This is a genomic window from Vibrio sp. R10-SG3-ISO3 (assembly GCF_059834225.1).
In genome coordinates, this window is the sequence record NZ_JCBDHE010000026.1 from 20,190 (window position 1) to 39,702 (window position 19,513).

At 50.9% G+C, this 19,513-nt stretch carries 12 protein-coding genes and 1 pseudogene; 3 read left to right on the forward strand and 10 right to left on the reverse strand.

Annotated elements, in window-relative coordinates; genetic code table 11:
• Positions 1–250 precede the first annotated feature (250 nt).
• From AC6R1A_RS06430 to AC6R1A_RS06440, 3 genes are all read left to right on the forward strand, one after another.
• Positions 251–1,267 (forward strand): Fe(3+) ABC transporter substrate-binding protein, encoded by a 1,017-nt coding sequence (locus AC6R1A_RS06430; protein ID WP_500629319.1) that lies wholly within the window; start codon positions 251–253, stop codon positions 1,265–1,267.
• A 167-nt stretch (positions 1,268–1,434) separates the two neighbouring features.
• Positions 1,435–3,060: an ABC transporter permease gene (locus AC6R1A_RS06435; RefSeq protein ID WP_500632741.1), complete on the forward strand. Its 1,626-nt coding sequence runs from the start codon at positions 1,435–1,437 to the stop codon at positions 3,058–3,060.
• Entirely contained in the window at positions 3,060–4,091 is a 1,032-nt protein-coding gene (locus AC6R1A_RS06440) for an ABC transporter ATP-binding protein (RefSeq protein ID WP_487902098.1), read from the forward strand. The genes AC6R1A_RS06435 and AC6R1A_RS06440 overlap by 1 nt, the downstream gene beginning before the upstream one ends.
• A gap of 95 nt (positions 4,092–4,186) precedes the next feature.
• Here AC6R1A_RS06440 and AC6R1A_RS06445 read toward each other — a convergent pair whose 3' ends face one another.
• From AC6R1A_RS06445 to AC6R1A_RS06490, 10 genes and pseudogenes are all read right to left on the reverse strand, one after another.
• Complete coding sequence (locus tag AC6R1A_RS06445) at positions 4,187–5,608, reverse strand: phosphoglucomutase/phosphomannomutase family protein (RefSeq protein WP_500632740.1); 1,422 nt, start codon at positions 5,606–5,608, stop codon at positions 4,187–4,189.
• Positions 5,609–5,665: 57 nt separating this feature from the next.
• Complete coding sequence (locus tag AC6R1A_RS06450; RefSeq protein WP_500632739.1) at positions 5,666–8,071, reverse strand: glycoside hydrolase family 94 protein; 2,406 nt, start codon at positions 8,069–8,071, stop codon at positions 5,666–5,668.
• 207 nt (positions 8,072–8,278) lie between these two features.
• Positions 8,279–10,198, reverse strand: a pseudogene (locus AC6R1A_RS06455) (beta-N-acetylhexosaminidase); the annotation flags it as partial.
• Entirely contained in the window at positions 10,195–11,103 is a 909-nt protein-coding gene (locus AC6R1A_RS06460; RefSeq protein ID WP_500632738.1) for a glucosamine kinase nucleotide-binding domain-containing protein, read from the reverse strand. The pseudogene AC6R1A_RS06455 and the gene AC6R1A_RS06460, both read right to left, overlap by 4 nt.
• Positions 11,100–12,902: a glycoside hydrolase family 9 protein gene (locus AC6R1A_RS06465; RefSeq protein WP_500632737.1), complete on the reverse strand. Its 1,803-nt coding sequence runs from the start codon at positions 12,900–12,902 to the stop codon at positions 11,100–11,102. Before AC6R1A_RS06465 ends, AC6R1A_RS06460 begins: the two co-directional genes overlap by 4 nt.
• A gap of 115 nt (positions 12,903–13,017) precedes the next feature.
• Positions 13,018–14,013, reverse strand: a complete 996-nt coding sequence (locus tag AC6R1A_RS06470) for an ABC transporter ATP-binding protein (RefSeq protein ID WP_334553970.1) — start codon at positions 14,011–14,013, stop codon at positions 13,018–13,020.
• Between the two features lie 37 nt (positions 14,014–14,050).
• Positions 14,051–15,034 carry an ABC transporter ATP-binding protein gene (locus AC6R1A_RS06475; protein ID WP_500630119.1) on the reverse strand — a complete coding sequence of 328 codons (984 nt, stop codon included), beginning with the start codon at positions 15,032–15,034 and terminating at the stop codon, positions 14,051–14,053.
• 2 nt (positions 15,035–15,036) lie between these two features.
• Positions 15,037–16,062: an ABC transporter permease gene (locus tag AC6R1A_RS06480; protein ID WP_500632736.1), complete on the reverse strand. Its 1,026-nt coding sequence runs from the start codon at positions 16,060–16,062 to the stop codon at positions 15,037–15,039.
• A 2-nt stretch (positions 16,063–16,064) separates the two neighbouring features.
• The gene (locus AC6R1A_RS06485) at positions 16,065–17,051 is read right to left on the reverse strand and encodes an ABC transporter permease (protein ID WP_334553976.1); all 987 of its coding nucleotides are present in this window, start codon (positions 17,049–17,051) and stop codon (positions 16,065–16,067) included.
• 174 nt (positions 17,052–17,225) lie between these two features.
• Positions 17,226–18,908, reverse strand: coding sequence for an ABC transporter substrate-binding protein (locus AC6R1A_RS06490; protein ID WP_334568394.1), 1,683 nt, complete (start codon positions 18,906–18,908; stop codon positions 17,226–17,228).
• Positions 18,909–19,513 lie beyond the last annotated feature (605 nt).

Genomic DNA, 19,513 nt, shown 5'->3' on the forward strand with positions numbered 1-19,513 from the left:
TTTTTTGATCTATGCTTCAGGGGCTGAGTAAAAGCACCATAGATACGCTCTGGCTTTTGAGACTGAGTTGATACAAAATTAATCAATATTTGGTTAGATGTGATACAAGTTGTTACAAATAAAGGGGTTTAAAATCAGCCGTTAACCCGCCTGTTTTGCTTATTGATGGATTGTTTTCTAAAGTTTGTTGAATATAATAAACGTATTGATAAACATTATCATTACTATATAAATCTAAAGGATTGACTCGATGAAAAAACTGCTGACTCTTTCTGCATTAGCCTGTGCAACTGTTGCCCCAACCGCGGCTCTCGCTGCAGAAGAAGTAAATGTCTACTCTTACCGCCAGCCTTTCCTTGTTGAGCCGATGTTCAACGAATTTACCAAAGAAACCGGTATCAAAGTAAACGTCAAGTTTGCGAAAACAGGGATCGCAGAAAAGCTCGCTCAGGAAGGAGAGTACAGCCCAGCAGACGTCGTGCTCACTGTTGACATCAGCCGCTTAGCTGAGCTTACCGACAAAGGTCTGGTGCAAGCGGTAAACAGTGACGTGCTTGAGAGCAACATTCCTGCTCAATACCAAGATGAAAATAACGAATGGTTTGCTCTGACGACACGTACTCGCAGCGTTTACTCTTCGCGCGACCGCGTAGGCAAATTGGGTGAAGACTTCACTTACGCCGATTTAGCCAAGCCAGAGTTCAAAGGCAAAATCTGTACACGTAGCGGTAAGCACCCATACAACGTATCACTGATCTCCTCTATGATTGCTCATGAAGGCGAAGCTGCGACCAAAGCTTGGTTGGAAGGGGTGAAAGCGAACCTAGCACGTAAACCGCAAGGTAATGACCGTGCACAAGTGAAAGCCATTAAAGAAGGTTTGTGTGACGTGTCGCTAGGTAACAGCTACTACCTAGGCGCAATGGTTAACGATCCAGAGCAGAAAGCGTGGGCTGACGCGGTGTACATCAACTTCCCGAACCAAAGCACCACAGGTACACACGTGAACATCTCAGGTATGGCGATGGCAAAATACGCGCCTAACAAAGAGAACGCAGTGAAGCTGATGGAATTCCTTGCGGATGACGTCGCGCAAGAGATGTACGCAGAAGTGAACTACGAATACCCAGTCAAAGCGGGTGTAAAACGTTCAGAGCTCGTGGCTTCTTGGGGTGACTTTAAAGCCGATACTCTCTCGCTAGATGAGATCGCCGATCACCACGAAGCAGCAGTGAAACTGCTTGATGAAGTGAAGTTTGATCTGTAATTCTTCTCATTCAGACCATTAATTAAAGACAACCTCAAGTCTCGCTTTTCTTTGCCGAGCTTGAGGTTGTTTGCTTATAAGGGTATAAATACACCTATACGGTTAAAGGATATGAGATGTATTTGCAACTGCATCTATCCCTCATACAGCCTGATGATAAATAGGCAATGAAAGAAAAATATTATTCATGGAAAACCAGCAGTGGAGCGCTTGCTTTGTTGCTGGTTTTACCGATCTTAGCGATATTCTACACCGCCATCGGCGAGACAGATGACCTCTTTGGCCATCTGATGTCGACTGTTCTCCCAACTTACACTTACAACACTGTGCTGCTAGCACTGGGAACCATGGCATTTTCTCTGCTTTTTGGTGTGCCGAGCGCTTGGCTGATGGCGATGTGTCGCCTGCCCAGTGAGCGAGTATTACAGTGGGCATTGGTCTTACCGCTGGCCATGCCTGCCTATATTGTCGGATACATCTTTACCGATTGGTTTGATTTTGCTGGCCCGGTGCAGGTGTGGTTGCGCGGCGTCACTGGCTGGGGACCGGGTGAGTACTGGTTTCCTGATATTCGCACTTTAAGCGGTGCGGTGGTGGTGCTGTCGTTGGTGCTTTACCCCTACGTGTATCTGCTGTGCCGCGCTGCGTTTATGGAACAGAATGTGTCGCTGTTGCAATCGGCGCGCTTATTGAAGTGCTCCCCTTGGGAGAGCTTTTGCCGCATTTCATTGCCACTGGCACGCCCAGCGATGGCAGTGGGGTTGTCGCTGGTTGCGATGGAGACCATCGGCGATTTTGGTACAGTCAGCTATTTCGCGGTCAATACGTTAACGACCGCGGTGTATGACACTTGGTTAGGCTACTCAAGCTTAACGGCCGCAGCAAAAATTTCCGCCATCATGTTGCTGATTGTGATCTTGCTGCTTAGCGCGGAACGCTACAGTCGACGCAAACAAAAGCTGTTTCAGCAGCAGTTTAATAGCCGTGAAGATTTTCGTTATGTGCTAACGGGTTGGAAGAAGTGGCTGGCCCTAATTTGGTGTTGGGGTTTGGTTTGTATCGCTTTTCTTTTCCCGTTGGGTCAACTGCTGATGTATGCCTACACCTACTTCTCACAAAGCTGGACCGCAGAGTTTCGCCAATTTGCGCTCAATAGTCTCTATGTTTCTATTTCCGCTGCGTTGATTGGTGTGGCGATCGCTTTGGTACTCAACTTCTGCCAGCGGATTACGCCGAGTAAGACCAGCGTCAGTTTTATGCGCCTCTCTTCACTGGGCTATGCGGTGCCGGGCACAGTATTGGCAATTGGTATCATGGTGCCTGTACTCAGTCTCGATCATTTGGTTAATGATGTCGCTAAATGGATGGAGTGGGGACGCCCAGGGTTGATTTTCTCTGGTTCTATGTTTGCAGTTATCTTCGCCATGGTGGTGCGTTTTTCAGCGGTGGCGATTGGCAGCATTGAAAGCAGTTTGAGTAAAGTGTCGCCCTCACTGGATATGGCGTCGCGCACCATGGGGTGTAGCGTCAATCAGATGGTGTGGCGGGTTCACTTCCCACTGGTGCGTCGCGGCGCTTTGATTGCGGGCCTGTTGGTGTTTATTGAGTCGATGAAAGAGCTCAACGCCGCTCTTTTGCTCCGCCCATTTAACTTCGAAACCTTAGCGACCTACGTCTACAATTTTGCCTCCGATGAGAAATTGGAGTTGGCGGCGTTACCCGCCGTATTGTTGGTTCTCGTTGGTCTTATTCCTTTAGTTCTGATCAACCGTTCACTGGAGCACACACACTGATGAGTTGCGCGCTATCTATTGAAAACCTCACTTGTAAATATGACGACCAGACCACGGTACTCGAGTCGTTATCTTTGCGGGTCGAGCATGGTGAAATTGTCTGTCTACTTGGCGCCAGTGGTTGTGGGAAAACGACGTTGCTCAAAGCGATTGCTGGTCTGCTTCCGCTCAGTTCAGGCACCATGAGTCTCAATTGCAACGTGATTGATAATGGCGAGCACTGGTTGCCGCCAGAGCAGCGCAACATCGGTATGATTTTCCAAGATTACGCGCTGTTTCCCCATCTGACGGTAGAACAAAACATTGCCTTTGGTTTGACCGCGCTCTCAGCGCAAGACAAACATCAGCGCGTGGAAGAGATGCTGGAATTGGTGCATCTCAGTGGTTATGGCGATCGCTACCCGCATCAGCTGTCGGGGGGTCAACAGCAGCGCGTGGCCATTGCTCGCTCTTTGGCGTACAAGCCGGACTTGCTCTTGCTTGATGAGCCGTTCTCTAACATCGATACCCAAGTGCGCCATGAGCTGATTGGTGAAATTCGCAAGATTTTCAAAAAGCAGGGCGTCACGGCGATATTCGTCACCCATAGCCGCGAAGAGGCCTTTGCCTTTGCAGACAAAATGGCGGTGATGAACCACGGCGTCATTGAGCAATACGGGACGGCAGGCGAGCTTTACTACCAACCGTCGAGTAAATTTGTGGCGGATTTCTTGGGCGGCGGCAGTTACATCAAAGCCAAGCGCATCTCATCGTCTGAGTTCGAAACCGAACTCGGCGTGATTGAAGCGACCGCGCAACATGAGATCTCTCAAGGCGGCGAATGTGAATTGTTACTTCGTCCACAACATGTCCAGATCAGTGCGACTCAAGAGAGCAGTATCTCGGTGTTAGAGCAGCAGTTTATGGGCGATCACTGCCGTTATGTCATCAATGCGGGTGGTAATCTCTTGCTCGCCAGCTCCCCTGAGCCGTTGATGATTGGCCAACATGTGTCTGTCAAAGTGGATACCCAAGGTGTATTGGCGTTCTAGTCTAGAGCGGACATTCCGACAAAAAAATGCCCGGTATAGTACCGGGCAAATCTTCTTCACCTATAGGGTGGACCCAAGATGGATCGCGATGAAGTCTAGAGTTTGAGGAAGGTTTTCATTTGCAGCACCACTTTTTCAGCCGTGGCTTGGTCTGCCATCTCAGCAAAAATTCGCAGTAGCGGCTCAGTGCCAGAGAAACGTGCGATGACCCATCCACCATTTTTAAACACCACTTTCGCGCCATCTTCGTAGCTGACTTTGTCGATGTCATACTCAAATTCAGGCAGTTGCTTCTCGACGTAGAGGCGATCATACAGCGCCTGTTTTTGCGCCGCTTTAAACGTACAATCTCCTTCTGCGGTATAGGCGTAACCGTAGCGTGAATAGATTTCACCAAGCAGTTCGGAGAGTTTTTTTCCAGTAACGGAGATCATCTCCACCAATAAGCTGGATGCAAATACCCCATCTTTGCCCTTGATGTGACCACGGATGGTCAAGCCGCCTGAGCTCTCTCCGCCGATCAGCGCATCGTGCGCTTCCATCTTGGAGCTGATGTGTTTAAAGCCTACCGGGACTTCATAACACGCTTCACCATGATCTGCGGCGATCTTATCGAGCAGGTGAGTGGTCGCGATGTTACGCACCACCGCACCTTTCCAGCCCTTGTACTCAAGTAGGTAGTAATAGAGCAGTATCAGCACTTCGTTGGGGTGAATAAAATGACCTTTTTCATCAATGATGCCTAAACGGTCGGCATCCCCATCGGTACCAATACCAATGTCGTAGCCTTCTGCTGCGACCAGATGTTTGAGGCGATATAAGGTTGCAGCGCTAGGTGAGGGCATCAGCCCGCCAAAATCGGGGTTCTTGCCATCGTGAATCACATCCACATCGCAGCGCCCGTTAATCAAAACGGTTTGCAAAGCGTTCTTCGCGACACCAAACATCGGGTCGATGAGAACGCGTAAGTTGGCTTTTTTAATAGCTTCAATGTCGATGAAATCGATGATGGAATCGACAAACTCGTTCATTGGATTAATGAGCTTAATACGCTGGCTATCAAGTGCCTGCTCAAACTCCATGCTCAACACATCACCTTGGCTGAGGGTTTCAATTTGCGCTTCGATCTTTTGTGTGATCACTTCATCGGCGTCGCGGCCACCTTCGATGAACACCTTGATACCATTGTAATCCGCTGGGTTGTGCGAGGCGGTGATGCATGCCGAGTAGGCGCAATTCATCTGCTTGGCCTTGAACATCACGATAGGGGTGGGCACAAATTTGTCGATAAAACTCACGCAGATCCCGTTCGCTGCAAGCACTTCAGCAAACCAGCGGCCCGCTTTATCGGAGAGAAAGCGGCGGTCATAACCAATCACGAATCCGCGGTCGCTGACCTGTTCGTGATTGATGATATTGGCCAGCGCTTGGGCAACAAGGCGCACATTGTCTTTTGTGAACGCTTCACCAATAAACGCACGCCAACCACCGGTGCCAAATTTAATTGCTGAACTCATAGTTGTTTTCCTTTCTATCAAGCCCAGAGCGGCGCAAGGACGCTCTGGGCTGACTCGTTATCCCAATACCACGACCACTTGGTTGACAGAGCCTTGAGGCTGAACCGGAACCACACCCTCGACGGCTTGGCCGTTCACCGTGATGGATTGAACCCCTTTGCTCACCGAATTCGGATTGTCGACTTTGATGTGATAAGTGGCACCTAGCCACTCACGCGTCACCTCAAAGCCCGGCCAATCGGTTGGTATACACGGGGCGATGGTTAGGCCATCAAAGCCACTGCGCACACCCAAAATAAAGTTGGTGACCGCAAAGTAAGCCCAGCCTGAGGTGCCGGTTAGCCAAGGGTGGTTGGCGCGGCCATGATCTTGATGATCGCGCCCCATAATAAATTGCACGTAGGAATAAGGTTCAGCGACACGTTTCTCGATGATGTCGTTTTGGTTGTATGGGTTGAGCGCATCGTAGAACTTCATCGCACGATCGCCGCGGCCCAGTTTGGCCTCTGCGACCCAAGCCCAAGGGTTAGGGTGTGAGAAGATGGCGCCGTTTTCTTTCACGCCCTGGTAGACGCGAGTAACAAAACCGATGTCGTCATTAGGGGTAGCGAACGATGGCGAGTTGAGATGCAAGCCGTATTCGGAGAACAGGTGTTCATCAACCGCGTCCATGGCACGCTCGCCACGCTGCTGCGAGACTGCACCAGAGAGGACGGCGAGGGTGTTCGACTCCAGATGAACACGGCCTTCTTTTTGCTGCGCAGTACCAATTTTGTCGCCATTTTTGGTCAAGCCGCGAATGTACCAACCGCCTTCGTCGTCCCAGAGGTGAGTTTCACACGCTTCACGGACGTTCGCCGCCATTTGGCTGTATTTCTCCACATCCTCCTCTTTACCAAGGAACTTGGCCAAGTCGATGAACTCTTGCAGTGCCCAGAAATGGAGGAAAGAGACCATCGATGACTCGCCGCCACCAAGGTTGAGACAGTCATTCCAGTCAGCGCGCAGGCCTTTACAGATACCCGTTTGACCAACGTACTCAGCCGAGAAGTCGAGCGCGGCTTTCATGTGCTCATAGACGCTGGCTTCGCCGCCATCGGAATACGGAATGGTTTCATCAAAAAATCCGTGCTCGCCCGTTTCCATCACGTATTTACAGATGGTCGGCACTAACCAAAGGTGATCGTCAGAGCAGGTATCTTCAATGCCATGGATCTTATCTTCATCGGAAGGGGTTGGAACCACTGTGGGTGATTTGGAGGGTTTTACATCCGCTTTTTCAGGATCGAACCAGTCAGGATCAAACAAGTGCAGACCGTATCCCGCTTTGACCTGACCGCGAAGCAGATCAACAATGCGCTTGCGCGTCATTTTCGGGTTAGCGTGTGGGACGGAAATCGCATCCTGAGCCGTGTCTCGATAGCCCAACCCAGTACGTCCACCCACTTCAATAAAGGAAGCGAAACGTGACCAGACAACACAGGTCTCGGCTTGGTACAGCGTCCAAGTGTTGATCATGGTATCCAGACCTTCGTTCGGCGAGCGGACTTGGAACTTGTTACAGCGCTCGTCCCAGTGCGCTTTGATGCCGGCAAAGGCGCGATCGATCTCACTCACATCTTGGTATTTGGCGCGCAAACGCTCGCCATTACCTTTTCCGATACCCAGCAAGTAGGCGAAACGCACTTCTTCACCCGGTGCAAGCGTGAACTGTTTGTGCAGTGAGCCACAGTGGTTGTAACAAGTTTGCGCGCTGTTCGAGCAGCGTCCTTGCTCGACGGCAATCGGATTGGCTTCGTCACGATAGAGACCAAGGAAACGATCGCGTTGACCATCATACGAGTCTGGATCGAAGGTGGAGGCGAGGTAATAGAAGCCTTCAAAGTCGTTGGTGTTGTAGTAGAGATCATACTCAATCACGCCGTCACGGTATTCGGTGCCCGCAGAGTAAAGTGACATCTGGTGGTTTTGATTGTCCGATTGAATATGGCTAAATGAGAATTCGACGAACGAAAACGCGCTGATCGTGCGTGGCGTATCTGAGGCGTTTTTGATCACCACATCCCAAATTTCAACGTCTTCGCCTTTCGGTACAAATAAGGTTTTGGTCGCGCTAATGCCACTGTACTCACATTTGAATTTGGAGTAAGAGAGGCCGTGGCGCACTTCATAGGTCGCTTCGTCTAAACTCTTCGCAACCGGCTGCCATGAGATAGACCAGTAATCACCGCTGACATCATCGCGCAGATAGACGTAATGCCCAGGGCGATCAAAGCTGGCATTGGGGCGGAATTTGGTGACGCGATTGTACTCAGGGGAGTTGTAGAAAGAGTAGCCGCCCGCATTGTGCGAAATGACGGTACAGAACTTTTCTGTGCCTAAGTAGTTAGTCCATGGTGCAGGGACGTCTGGTCGAGTGATGACGTATTCACGATGTTCGTTATCGAAATAGCCGTATTTCATGTGTCTTTCCTTTTAACAAGTTACCAATCAGTAACCAAATCTAAGCTAGTGAAAACTGTAAGTAGTGATTCAATGGGTTAAGTTCATCGCCAGGATTGCAGGTCTATAACCAGCGCTATCCGACGCTCATTTTTTCGTCTCGTCACCTCGTTGTTTGGGTGCTTGAGGTTTTGGCGAGAGAGGTTTGGCGCCAGTGCTTGCAGCTGTTCGCCAAGGCGCTCTATAGGCCACCCCTTGTTTGTCGAGCAGCGGTAAGTGGGCGTTAAGTCGCGCAAGGTAGTCCAACCAATCGCGCTGGTGTTTTTCACTCCAGCCCGCTTCAGCAAGCGCGGTTAGGCGTGGGAAAATCATGTAGTCCATGCGTGCAGGCTCGGTGACAATTTCGCTCCACAGCGCACATTGAATGCCTAAAATTCGACGTCGAATTGGGTCGTTGTCGGCGATGTCAGCCAGTGGCTCGTAGCGATACGCCTTTTCAAGCGGGATCACGTTGGCCCAATCGACCCCCGGCTCTTCAGGGGCGTAATCTTGGCTCATGTCGAGATAGGTGCTTTGACCAGGCTGTAAGATGACGTCAAAGCCTTGTTTGGCGCAGTGCAATGCAGCGTCCTCACTGAGCCAAGAGTAGATCACGGTATCTTTGCTCACTTTGTCACCATGTTGCGCTTCTTCCCAACCGACCATTCGTTTACCTAAGCTGCGTAACTTGCGCTCGGCGTAACGCAGCAGATGACCCTGTAGCTCTTTGCTGCTTTGGTAGCCGTGCTCTTTCATTAGCGCGATGCACGCTGGACTCTCTAGCCACACTCCTTGTGGCACTTCGTCGGCGCCGATATGCACCCAAGGAGACGGGAAAAGCGCCGCCACTTCCTCAAGTACCGCGTCGAGAAACGCATAGGTACCTGGCAGAGCGGGGGACAACACGTTGTCGCTGTAATGCTGGATACTGCGGTAGTTTGAGCGATCGCTGGCGTCATACAGCCATTCCGGTAGGGATTGGATCGCTGCTCGGCAGTGGCCTGGAATATCAATTTCAGGGATCACTGTGATGCCGCGTTCTGCGGCATAGTCGATCACGGCGGCGATCTCTTCTTGGCGGTAGTATCCACCGTAGCGCTGCCCTAGATGATTAAATTGCGCTTGCAACGCCAAATCTGGACCGCGAAACGCCCCAATTTCAGTTAATTGAGGCAAGGATTTGATTTCAATACGCCACCCTTCGTCATCGGTAAGGTGCCAATGGAAGGTGTTGAATTTGTAGTGCGCCAGCTGGTTGATGAGGCGTTTGATTTGTGCCACCGAGTAAAAATGGCGCGCGCAATCTAGCATCATTCCGCGATAGCGAAAACGGGGCTTATCGCTGATGGTGACCAGCGGCACGGCGAGCCCATTGCCTTGTTTCGCGGGTCTGATGAGTTGCAGCAAGGTGGCGCTGGCATGAATAAAACCGACGTCCGAGCCTGATTCAAGCTGCACACCATGATGAGTCACGGTTAAGTGGTATTCCCCCTCATCAAGTGTTGGGTTCAAGCGAAAGAGGATGTCACTTTGCCCAATCGTGTGCACCTCAAAATCATGCAGTGTGGCTAGCTCTTGTTGCAGCCAAGTAGCGCCGCGTTCTGCTAATGCGGTTTGCAAGGTGATTTGGCTGTGCTCAGAGAGACGATATTCGCCCTCTTTGAGTGCTAGAGCATTGGGCTTTGGGATCAGCGCCAAGGGTGCTGACGGCAGCTCTGAGCGGGCTGGGATCTCGGCCCGCTCTCGGTAGGGGGAGGCGAGAGCAATCGGCGAGACATGCACCGCGTGTGTTTGGCGTTGCTCAAGGTCGATCAGCAGCGCATCTTTTAGTCCATCAGTATAAAAACGTAGTGGCGCGGTTTTGATGCTAAATTCGCAATAAAAGTGTTGGTTGGCGGTTAACGTGTCGACATCTGGCGTTAAAGTGCAAAAACTCCCAGTCTGCACAATCTGCCCGTGGCTGACACTGCTTGGCTGAATGTAGCGATCAAGAATGAACTGTAACTGCCAGGTGGGCAGGTCTTGATCGGTTAAGTTGTGCAAGGTGAGGCCAAATCGGCAACCTTCTTTGCTCTCATTGAGCACCGCAAAATCCACTCGATAACTCATTGTGCACCTTCGTGTTGAATGTCGCTCAGTCTATAAAGGTTGTGCTCAGGTTTACCTGCAAACATCAGTGCCCCTTCGATGGCGTCGAACTTAGCAGGCACAATCAGACTTCTCATCGGTGGCGATAGCCACGCTTGCATGCGCTCCGCGACACCGCCCATCAAACAGATGCGCGTCGCGCCTCGGCGGCGTAACGCTTGCAGCCACATTTCGATATCGTCACGGGTTTGTTGTAAGAGTGCTTGTGCCAACGGGCATCCTTCATCGGCGAATTGAAATATCTGAGGAGAAAACTGACCATAGTCACGAGGCAGCGCTTGTTTTGACCAGGCAACAATCGCATCGACGTCATGGTGAAAGTGTGTCATCACGTAATGGTAGAGCGGTGTTTTGGGCTCAATGTCATCGTAGGCGAGCAGCACTTTTTGGATCAGACTTAGCCCCATCATCGCGCCACTGCCTTGATCGGAGATGGGAAACTCACGGCCACCGACCACTTGCTGCTCACCACCGTTGATCAATAGACCGCACGAACCTGTACCAGCAATCAGAATGGCACCATCTTGGCCGTCATGCGCGCCAAGACAAGCGCCATAGGCATCCGTATTGAGGACTATGGAGGCGAATGGGTGAGGCTGCTCCATCATCGCAAACCATGCAGACTTTTGCTCCGCGCCCGCGAGGGCAAGGCCAAGGTGCATGCGTGTGAAGTCAGTGCTCGTCAACTCGGCCTGAGTAGCTGCTGTCGTGACGGCATCGACAATGGATGTCAGGGCAGATTCGATGCCGAGTAAAATGTTAGCGCTACCGCTTTTTCCCTCGCCAAGTAAGCGCCCCTGCGCATCTCGGATTCGCGCTCGGCACGAGGTGCCGCCGCCATCAATGCCGACATATAAATAGGTCATTGCGCTTGCTCCTTTGAGAACGGGTGAGTTTGAGAGAAGCGACGCGCCTGATGACAAATGGCGAGCAGATACCACGCCGCATGAGGAATCCACTGTTCGCCCCAACGCCAGTTTTGCAGCATGTCATCACATTGAGGGGACGGATTGAAGGCGATGTCTCGTTCATCATCAAACCCGCTGGTAATGCCGTTACAAATCCCCCCTTTGGCGTTAAAAAAGCCCAGCTCAGGCAGGTAGTCTGGGTTGTTGTGACCTGCGCCATCAAGCATGCAGAGATCAAATGGGTTCAAGCCCAAAATCCAGCTCAAACAGTCTTCAGCAAACCCATCCAATTGCTGACACAGTGACGGGTTATCAAGGTGGGGCTGAGCGATATGGGCCATGCTCGCTAGAGAGCCGAGCCGTGCGTTTTCGCCTTGCCACCAGTAGCCAGTTTCATTGTCATGGGGAACAAAAAAGCGCGCGCTTTTCTCCTCTGACAGAGGCTTAGTGTATTGGCGAGGGTAACCAAAGGGATTGTGCACCGCTTGTGTGATGGAGAGTTCAAATCGGACTGCTTGTTCAATCACACGCTGGACGCTGTCTCGCTGCGCTGCATCGGTTTCAATATCCAGATAGCGACACAAGCTGATCACTGGTAATCCTGCGTCACTGGCGTGAAAGTAGGGGCGTGAGCCATCGTGATTCGCGGACCAGAAATGGCGCTGATCGTCATCGCTGTATTGACGTGCCATCAGTTTGTTGGCCCACTCTTGGCTTTGTTGCAAATAGCGTGTCTGTTTTGTGGCGCGATAGAGCTCGCAACAGGCCAGTAATGCACAGTACTCATCGATGATGTTTTCAACGCCATCGTCTAAGTACTCGCGGTTGTGTGAGATAAGGTGCCAATAGCCTTTTTCCGCTGCCGCCAAGTAGTCGTTGGGTCGATATTCTCCGCCTTGCTCGCGCTGCGCCGCGGCAGCGAGCGCAGCAATCGCGATGCCGCCACCTTGACGAAATCCAGCTTGAAAGTCCGAGGACTTATGGCCCAATTGTGTCGCATAGGCGCAAATATGGCGTTTGCTGGTCTCTTTTGACCACTGGTCAAACACCGTCATGTAAAAGTAGCCATCAGGATGTTGCATTCGCACTAAAAAATCGGAGCCGTGCGATGCTTCTTCTGCCATTCTCAGGCGAGTAAACGCAGGGACGGAATCGAGCGTTTGCAGCTGCTCTAAGCCATTGAATAGGTTCCACACGACCATGGGGATCTGCTGTGGATTGAAGTAATTGGCATAAGATAGATGGCTGAGGTATTTGCTGACATCGCCGGAGGCGTCATACCAGCCGCCGTGGACATCCGCGTACGCATCATGGCCGTAAAGGGGCACGTGGCGATCTTGCTGATCAAACACGCCCGTACAACGCTGAGACTTAAAGTAGTGCAGCGCATCGGACAGCGTGGCGCTGAGCAAGTGTTGATGGCGAATCTCGAAAGTGTGGGAGCGGACGGCGTCGTCTGCGCTCAACTCGTTATCTCTCGAGGTCTCTTTTTTTAACGTATCTTTGTTCAACCTATCAATGGCCAAGTAGAACTGGCCGATTTGATCAAAATTGGAAAACGGAATGCGAAAAAAATGCCCTTGGTGCCAATGGTCAACGGTGCCACCGGGCTCGGTTTGATAGGTGGCGAGCGTTTGATGACTCTTCGCGCACACAAGACGAGCAGTGGGGAGCGTCTCTAGTGCGTGGTTTGTCATCAGTACCGCCTGTTTTGGACCAAGGGCTTCATAACCAAGATGGTTAGTCAGTAGCTGCATTCTGTTCTCCGAACGTGGTATGTCTTATGCCGCGCAAGCGCGGGTATTCAAGGTGTTCATCACAGCCAAGGAGCGCCCTTGGCTGCGTTTTGGTGCGATGGCTGTTTAAGCGCGATTAGTGTTCAAACAGATAACAACGCACAAAGTGGTTTTCAGACAGCTGAGTGACCTCAGGTAATTGCTCACGGCAGCGCTCAGTAGCGTGCTCACAGCGCCCTGCAAATGGACAGCCAGTTGAGACGGGCGTCCAAAGCGGAATCTCCCCTTTGTTGCCTTTGAGCTTCTCGTGAATCGATTTGCTCGGATCGGGCACCGCAGAAACCAGCAACTGCGTGTAGGGGTGTTGAGGTTTATGGATGATCTCTTCGGTATCGCCCCACTCGACCATGTGACCCACGTACATGACCGCCAGATCTTCGGCGATGTAGCGAGCTGTGGCGATGTCGTGCGTGATGTAGAGCAGTGACATCTGTTTGTCGAACTTCATCTCTTCCATCAGGTTCAATACCCCGGCACGAATCGATACATCGAGCATCGAGGTCGGTTCATCAGCAAGTACAACCTCAGCGCCAACGGCAATATTGCGCGCCAAGTTGACCCGTTGGCGCTGACCACCGGAGAGCTGGTGCGGGTATTTTTCTGCGGTCTCTTTCGGCGGAATAAGGCCCACTTGTTCCAGCAGATCGTACACTCGCTCTTGCAGCTCTTTTTTGTTGCCCGGCGTGACTTTTTTATGGATCAGCAGGGGACGGGCAATGTGGTGGAAAATATTGTGTGTTGGGTTGAGCGAGCCAAATGGGTCTTGCCAGACCATTTGTACCCCTTCGCGATAACTCATTAAGTCCGATTTTGACTTGATGGTTTGAATGTCGCGGCCTTTGTAAATGATGTCGCCGGAGGTTGGCGCATACATCTTGGCGATCATTTTCGCGGTCGTGGATTTACCCGAGCCGGATTCGCCCACCACCGACAAACCGCGGCTTTTGTACATTTTGAATGACACGTCGTTGATCGCGCGCATCATAGGTTGTTGCAGTGCATTGCTGTTGATCGGGAAATCTTTGACTAGATTTTTTCCCTCAATCAACAAGTCGCCATATTCTGTGCTCATAATGGTCTCCAATGAAATTCTTCAGTTTCTCAATTCGTTACAACTTTGCTTGCGCAATGGGCTCACCGTATAGGTGGCAGTTTGAGAAACGACTTGGCTCGATTTCTCGCAGTGAGGTCGCCTTGCGGGTGCAGGTGTCATGGACACGATCACAGCGCGCTTGGAAGCGACAACCTTGCGGTATCTCCAGCAAGTTGAGTGGGTTACCAGGAATGCCCGTCAATTTGGTTTTCGGCCCGGTTAATGGAGGGAAAGAGCTACCCAACCCCTTGGTGTAAGGGTGGTATGGACTTTCAAGAATTTGTTTTGAAGGTGCGACTTCAATCAGTTCACCGGAATACATGATGCCGATACGGTCAGAGAACTCGACCATCAGGGACAAATCATGAGTAATGAACAAAATAGAGAAACCGAACTCCTCTTTCAGCGCGTAGATCTTTTGCAAGATTTCGCGTTGCACCACCACATCAAGCGCGGTGGTAGGCTCATCCATGATGATCATTTTCGGATTCAACGCGAGAGCGATGGCAATAACCAGACGCTGACGCATGCCACCAGAGAACTGGTGAGGGTAGTCGGTCAGGCGACTTGGGTGAATATCGACGATCTCCAACAAGCCTTCGGCGCGGCGTCTGGCTTGTTCATGCGTCATATTGGTGTGGCGCATGATCACATCGCAAAACTGCTCTTCCATGGTCAACACGGGGTTGAGTGCGTTCATGGCGCTTTGGAAGACCATCGACATCTCGCTCCAGCGGAACGACTGCATTCTGTCATCGCTGTATTTGAGGATGTTTTCACCGTTGAAGATCACCTCGCCACCGGTAATAAACGCGGGCGGCTTGTGCAGACGCATGAGCGAGAAAGCGACAGTGGATTTACCACAGCCCGATTCGCCGGCGAGACCGAAGACCTCGCCCGGAGCAATATCGAAGCTGACATCATTACAGGCGCGCACGTCACCGGCGGCTGTGATGTAATCAACGCATAAGTTGCGGATAGAAATGAGAGGTGCTGTCATGATTATTTGTCTCCGCTCCAGATTGCAGGTTGAGGTTCGAGCTCAGGTTTACGCTCTTTCTTGTCTTGCTCGGCTAGTTTCTTCCAGCGCTCCATACCTTTGTGGGAACGAAGTTGCGGGTTAGCAATTTCATCAACAGCAAAGTTAAGCAGGGCAAGGCCAGTCACAAGCAGAACAAGCGCCGCACACGGAGCCAGCAGTTCCCACCAAGCGCCAATCAGCATCGAGGAGGAAGTCTGGACGTTGTAGAGCATGATGCCCCAGCTGACCGTGTTCGGGTCACCAAGACCTAGGAAGGAGATGGTCGCTTCCATCATGATGGCGTACATCACTGAGCCAATGAAGCTGGCGCCAACAATGGGGATAAGGTTTGGCAAAATCTCGACGAAAATGATGCGCCAAGAGGACTCACCCAACACTTCCGCTGCTTTGACGAACTCTTTCTCACGCAATGCTAAGGTTTGCGAGCGTATCACCCTCGCGCCCCACGCCCAGGCGGTAAAGCCGATAATGAGCGCAATCGTTAGCGGGCCTGCTTCACCGATGAAGGCGGCAAGAACAAACAGCAATGGGTATTGTGGGATAACCAGCATGATGTTCATTGCGGCAGTGAGGAAGTCATCAATGCGCCCACCAAAGTAGCCTGCAGAGATACCGATGATGGTGGCAAGAAAGCAGACGGTGATCCCTGCGCCAAAGCCAACCGCCAGTGAAACGCGAGCGCCGTGGACAAACTGAGACCAAACATCGCGGCCCATACGTGTGGTGCCCATGACATGATCCGCCTTTTTCGACATGATCAGCGTGCGGCGATCCGTGGCGAGGTTGTCAGCCACCCAACCTTCAGGGTTGCTCTGCGCAGCTTTAACCACAAAAGAGGGGTACTCATGCGGGTTGCCCGAACGTTTGTCTGGCGCATGCTTGGTCAGCATGGGCGCGGCGAGGGCGATAAATAGGAACAGGCTCAAAATAATGCAGCCAACGAGCGCAATCGGGTTGCCAACGATCAGTTTAAAGAAACCTTTCATGATTATTTCCCTCCCTTACGTAGGCGAGGATCGAGCACGACATACAGCATGTCGGCAAGAAGGTTAAAGAACAGCATAAACAACGTCATGATCAGGAGCTGACCTTGCAGCACTTGGTAGTCACGCGCTTTGATGGCGTTAAATAGAACAGAGCCAAGACCGGGGTAGTTGAAGATGATTTCGATGATCAACTGGCCACCGATAGCCATACCCAATGCCATCGAAAGTGCGGTAACACTTGGCAAGAGCGCATTACGTGCCGCGTAGTTGAAGACCACTCGGTTCTCGCTGAGTCCTTTTCCTTTCGCCATGGTGATGTAATCTTCGGCGAGTAAGTTGATCATGTTGTTACGCATGTTGACCAAGAAGCCACCGATCTGAACGATAGAGGCACAAAATAGGGGCAGAACCGCGTGATAGGCGACATCTTTAATAAAGGCCCAACTGGTCCAGTCGGGAATGGTGCCTGCGGTATAGGCATAGCTTGTCGGGAACCATTTCAAGCCGATGGCGAAGACAAACATGGCGATCATGGCGATAACCACTTGAGGCACCGCTTGGATGATCAGCATGCCTGGCGTGACAAACGCATCGTATTTGCTGCCTCGTTTCCAGGCGGCGAAAATGCCCAAGATAGAACCGAGTGAGAACGAAATCACCACCGCGGTACCCGCGAGAAACAGTGACCAACCAAAGGCACTGCCCAACAGCTTGTTCACCGATAGTGGGTAGAACTGAATCGAAGTACCGAGCTCCCAGCTCAGAATGTTTTTCATGTACGCGTAGTACTGAGCGAGATAGCCGCCTTCGACAAAGCCGAGTAGCTCTTTCATAGCAGCGATACGCTCAGGCGTCACTTGAACCGATGCATTGGCAAACATCATGGTGACGGGGTCGCCTGGCATGGCGCGCGGAATAATAAAGTTTAACGTCGCAGCAACGAGCAAAGCGACAAAATAAAAGGACAAACGTCTTAAAAAGTAACCCATAACTCACACCTTACTTATCCAGATTTTTCCTGTTTCTGGTTTCAGGTCGCTCAAGCAAACCGTAAAATTTTGAGCGAAAAATCCCCTGACGACGGGCGCCATAGCTTTAACAACCTAAAGTTTTGGGGATTAAGCGGCGTACGGATGCACGCCGCAAAGACAAAGCAAACTCACTTATTTCACTGGTTTTAGGTCCAGTACGTGAAGTAGACGCTCTGGGATACCAGCCCAAATGTTTGGACGGCCTTTTGGATTCTCTTCGTTCCACCAGCCAGTGAAGCGAGTGGTGTTGTATTGGTACATGTAAGCACCAGACATCACAGGAATCGTCACTTGGTCAGCGGCAATGATTTGCTGGATACCGTGAGCGATCTCTAGCTGCTCATTTTTGTCCGCTGTTTTGTAGAAGCTATTGAGTAGTCCATCTAGCTTGTCGTTTTTGTAGAAGTGCATCGCGAAGCGCGGCATACCTTCACCCGATTGCAGTGCTGAGTTGTACGCACTGTTCCAGTAAGTGTATGGGTCTGCACCGTGGAAGTAGTTGGTGTACGCCACATCGTATGTCCCTTCAAGCATGGCTTGGTTGTAGACAGAGAAGTCTGGAGTACGTGCACGGGCTTTGATGCCCACTTCTGCGAGTTGTTCAACCGCAAGCTGTACTGTGTTGTTAAAGTCGGTCCAGCCGTTTGGTGATTGAATCAATAGCTCAAACGATTTGCCTGATGGCGTGTCGACAAAGCCATCTTTGTTGACGTCTTTAAAGCCCGCTTTCTTCAGAAGTTCTTTCGCACCTTCCACATTGTACGTGTTGTAGCCTTTGTACTTGTTGTGAGTGCTCTCATCAGACCAAGCTTCAAACGCGTAACCCAGACCAGAGGCAAAGTCATTCACTGTACCGCCGCCGTAGAACGCGATGTCGATGATGGTTTGACGATCCAGTGCCATTGAGAACGCACGACGGAAATCAACATTCGTCAACGCTTCGTTTTTGGCAGGATCTGGGTTTTTGTAGTTGACGACAAACGCTTGTGTGCCCGCTGGCGGGTACCAGTATTGGTGATTCGGACTTGCTGCTGCGTACGTGCGATCGATGTCTGGAATGAAGGATGATGTCCAGTCCATCTCACCGTTCACGACTTTACCTAGGAATTGGTCGTTATTCGCGATTTGTGGAACGCGTAGACAGTCAACCTCTAAGTTGTCGGCATCCCAGTAGTTAGGGTTTGCACACTGAATGTAGAGCTGAGCGGTGAAGGTGTCGATTTCAGTAAATGGACCTGAACCTACAGGGTTTTCGTTAGTAAATGTCGCAGGGTCTTTGACGTCTTTCCACACGTGCTCAGGGACAACAGGCACTTTTGCAATTTCGTAAGGAACGTTTGAGTTCGCTTCCGTTAGGCGGAATTTCACTTGGTAGTCGTTGATTTTCTCAACGCCAGTAACCCAAGAGTTGATACCGCTTTGGTCCAGTTCAGGTTTGTTTTTCACTAGGTTGAAAGAGAACACGACGTCGTTCGCGTCAAATGTTTCGCCATCAGACCATTTCACGCCTTTACGAATGTCAAAAGTGACGCTCATTAGGTCGTCTGACATCTTGTACGCTTCTGCCAAACGGAACACAGGTGTGTTGCCGTGCATCTCATTGAAGACAACGAGTGGCTCATACATGAAGTCTGTTGTGGTGTGAAGGTTGGTCGCACCTAGGTACGGGTTGAAGTTACGAACAAAGGTCGTGAACTCTTTAGGGTGGACGGTTAGCTCACTGCGCTCTGCCGCTGTTGCTACTGATGCAAAACCTGTAGTTGCAGTTGCGATAATCGCGGTTGCTAGTGCTGTTTTCTTAATGTTGGCAAGCATAGCTGTTCCTTACTATTTGCTTTCATTTCACAATGGTTGGAATGTCATCAATTGATAAACACTCACTAAGGCCTACCTCAGATTGGTGCTGACCAAGACGGAGGACCCAGTCAGCCAGAGTGGCCTGTAGGCCTTAGGCACAGTAAGAAAACACCGGAAGCGGAAAACGTGCAATCCTCTTTCCCGTTAAAAACGTTAAAACCAATCAATGACTCGTTAAAACCGTTAAAAAACACAGTAATTGTTTTAAATTTAATCAATTTTTTGCTTTGAAGTCTATCGCAGAAAAGCGCCATGCTTGGCGTGTTTGTAAGTGCATACTATCGCCTAGGCTTTTTCAATAAGGTCTTGTTGACGGGGCTTGCTTTGATTGAGATCTTGGTCACGTGCCCAGATTTGGGTTAATTTACCCCGTTAATTATAATCTGCCGTTCTGTTGTGATTGGCTTCGCAAACTGCCGTAATAATTCCTTCTTGCCGGTATTTGAGCGTGCTAATCGTCGATATTTTGCCGCATCACACGAGAGAAATAACCTGGCTATCATGGTTTTTTTACGCCGTGTAGTAACTGTTTGAGGCGTGAGGAAGGGTGTTTTTCAGGGCAG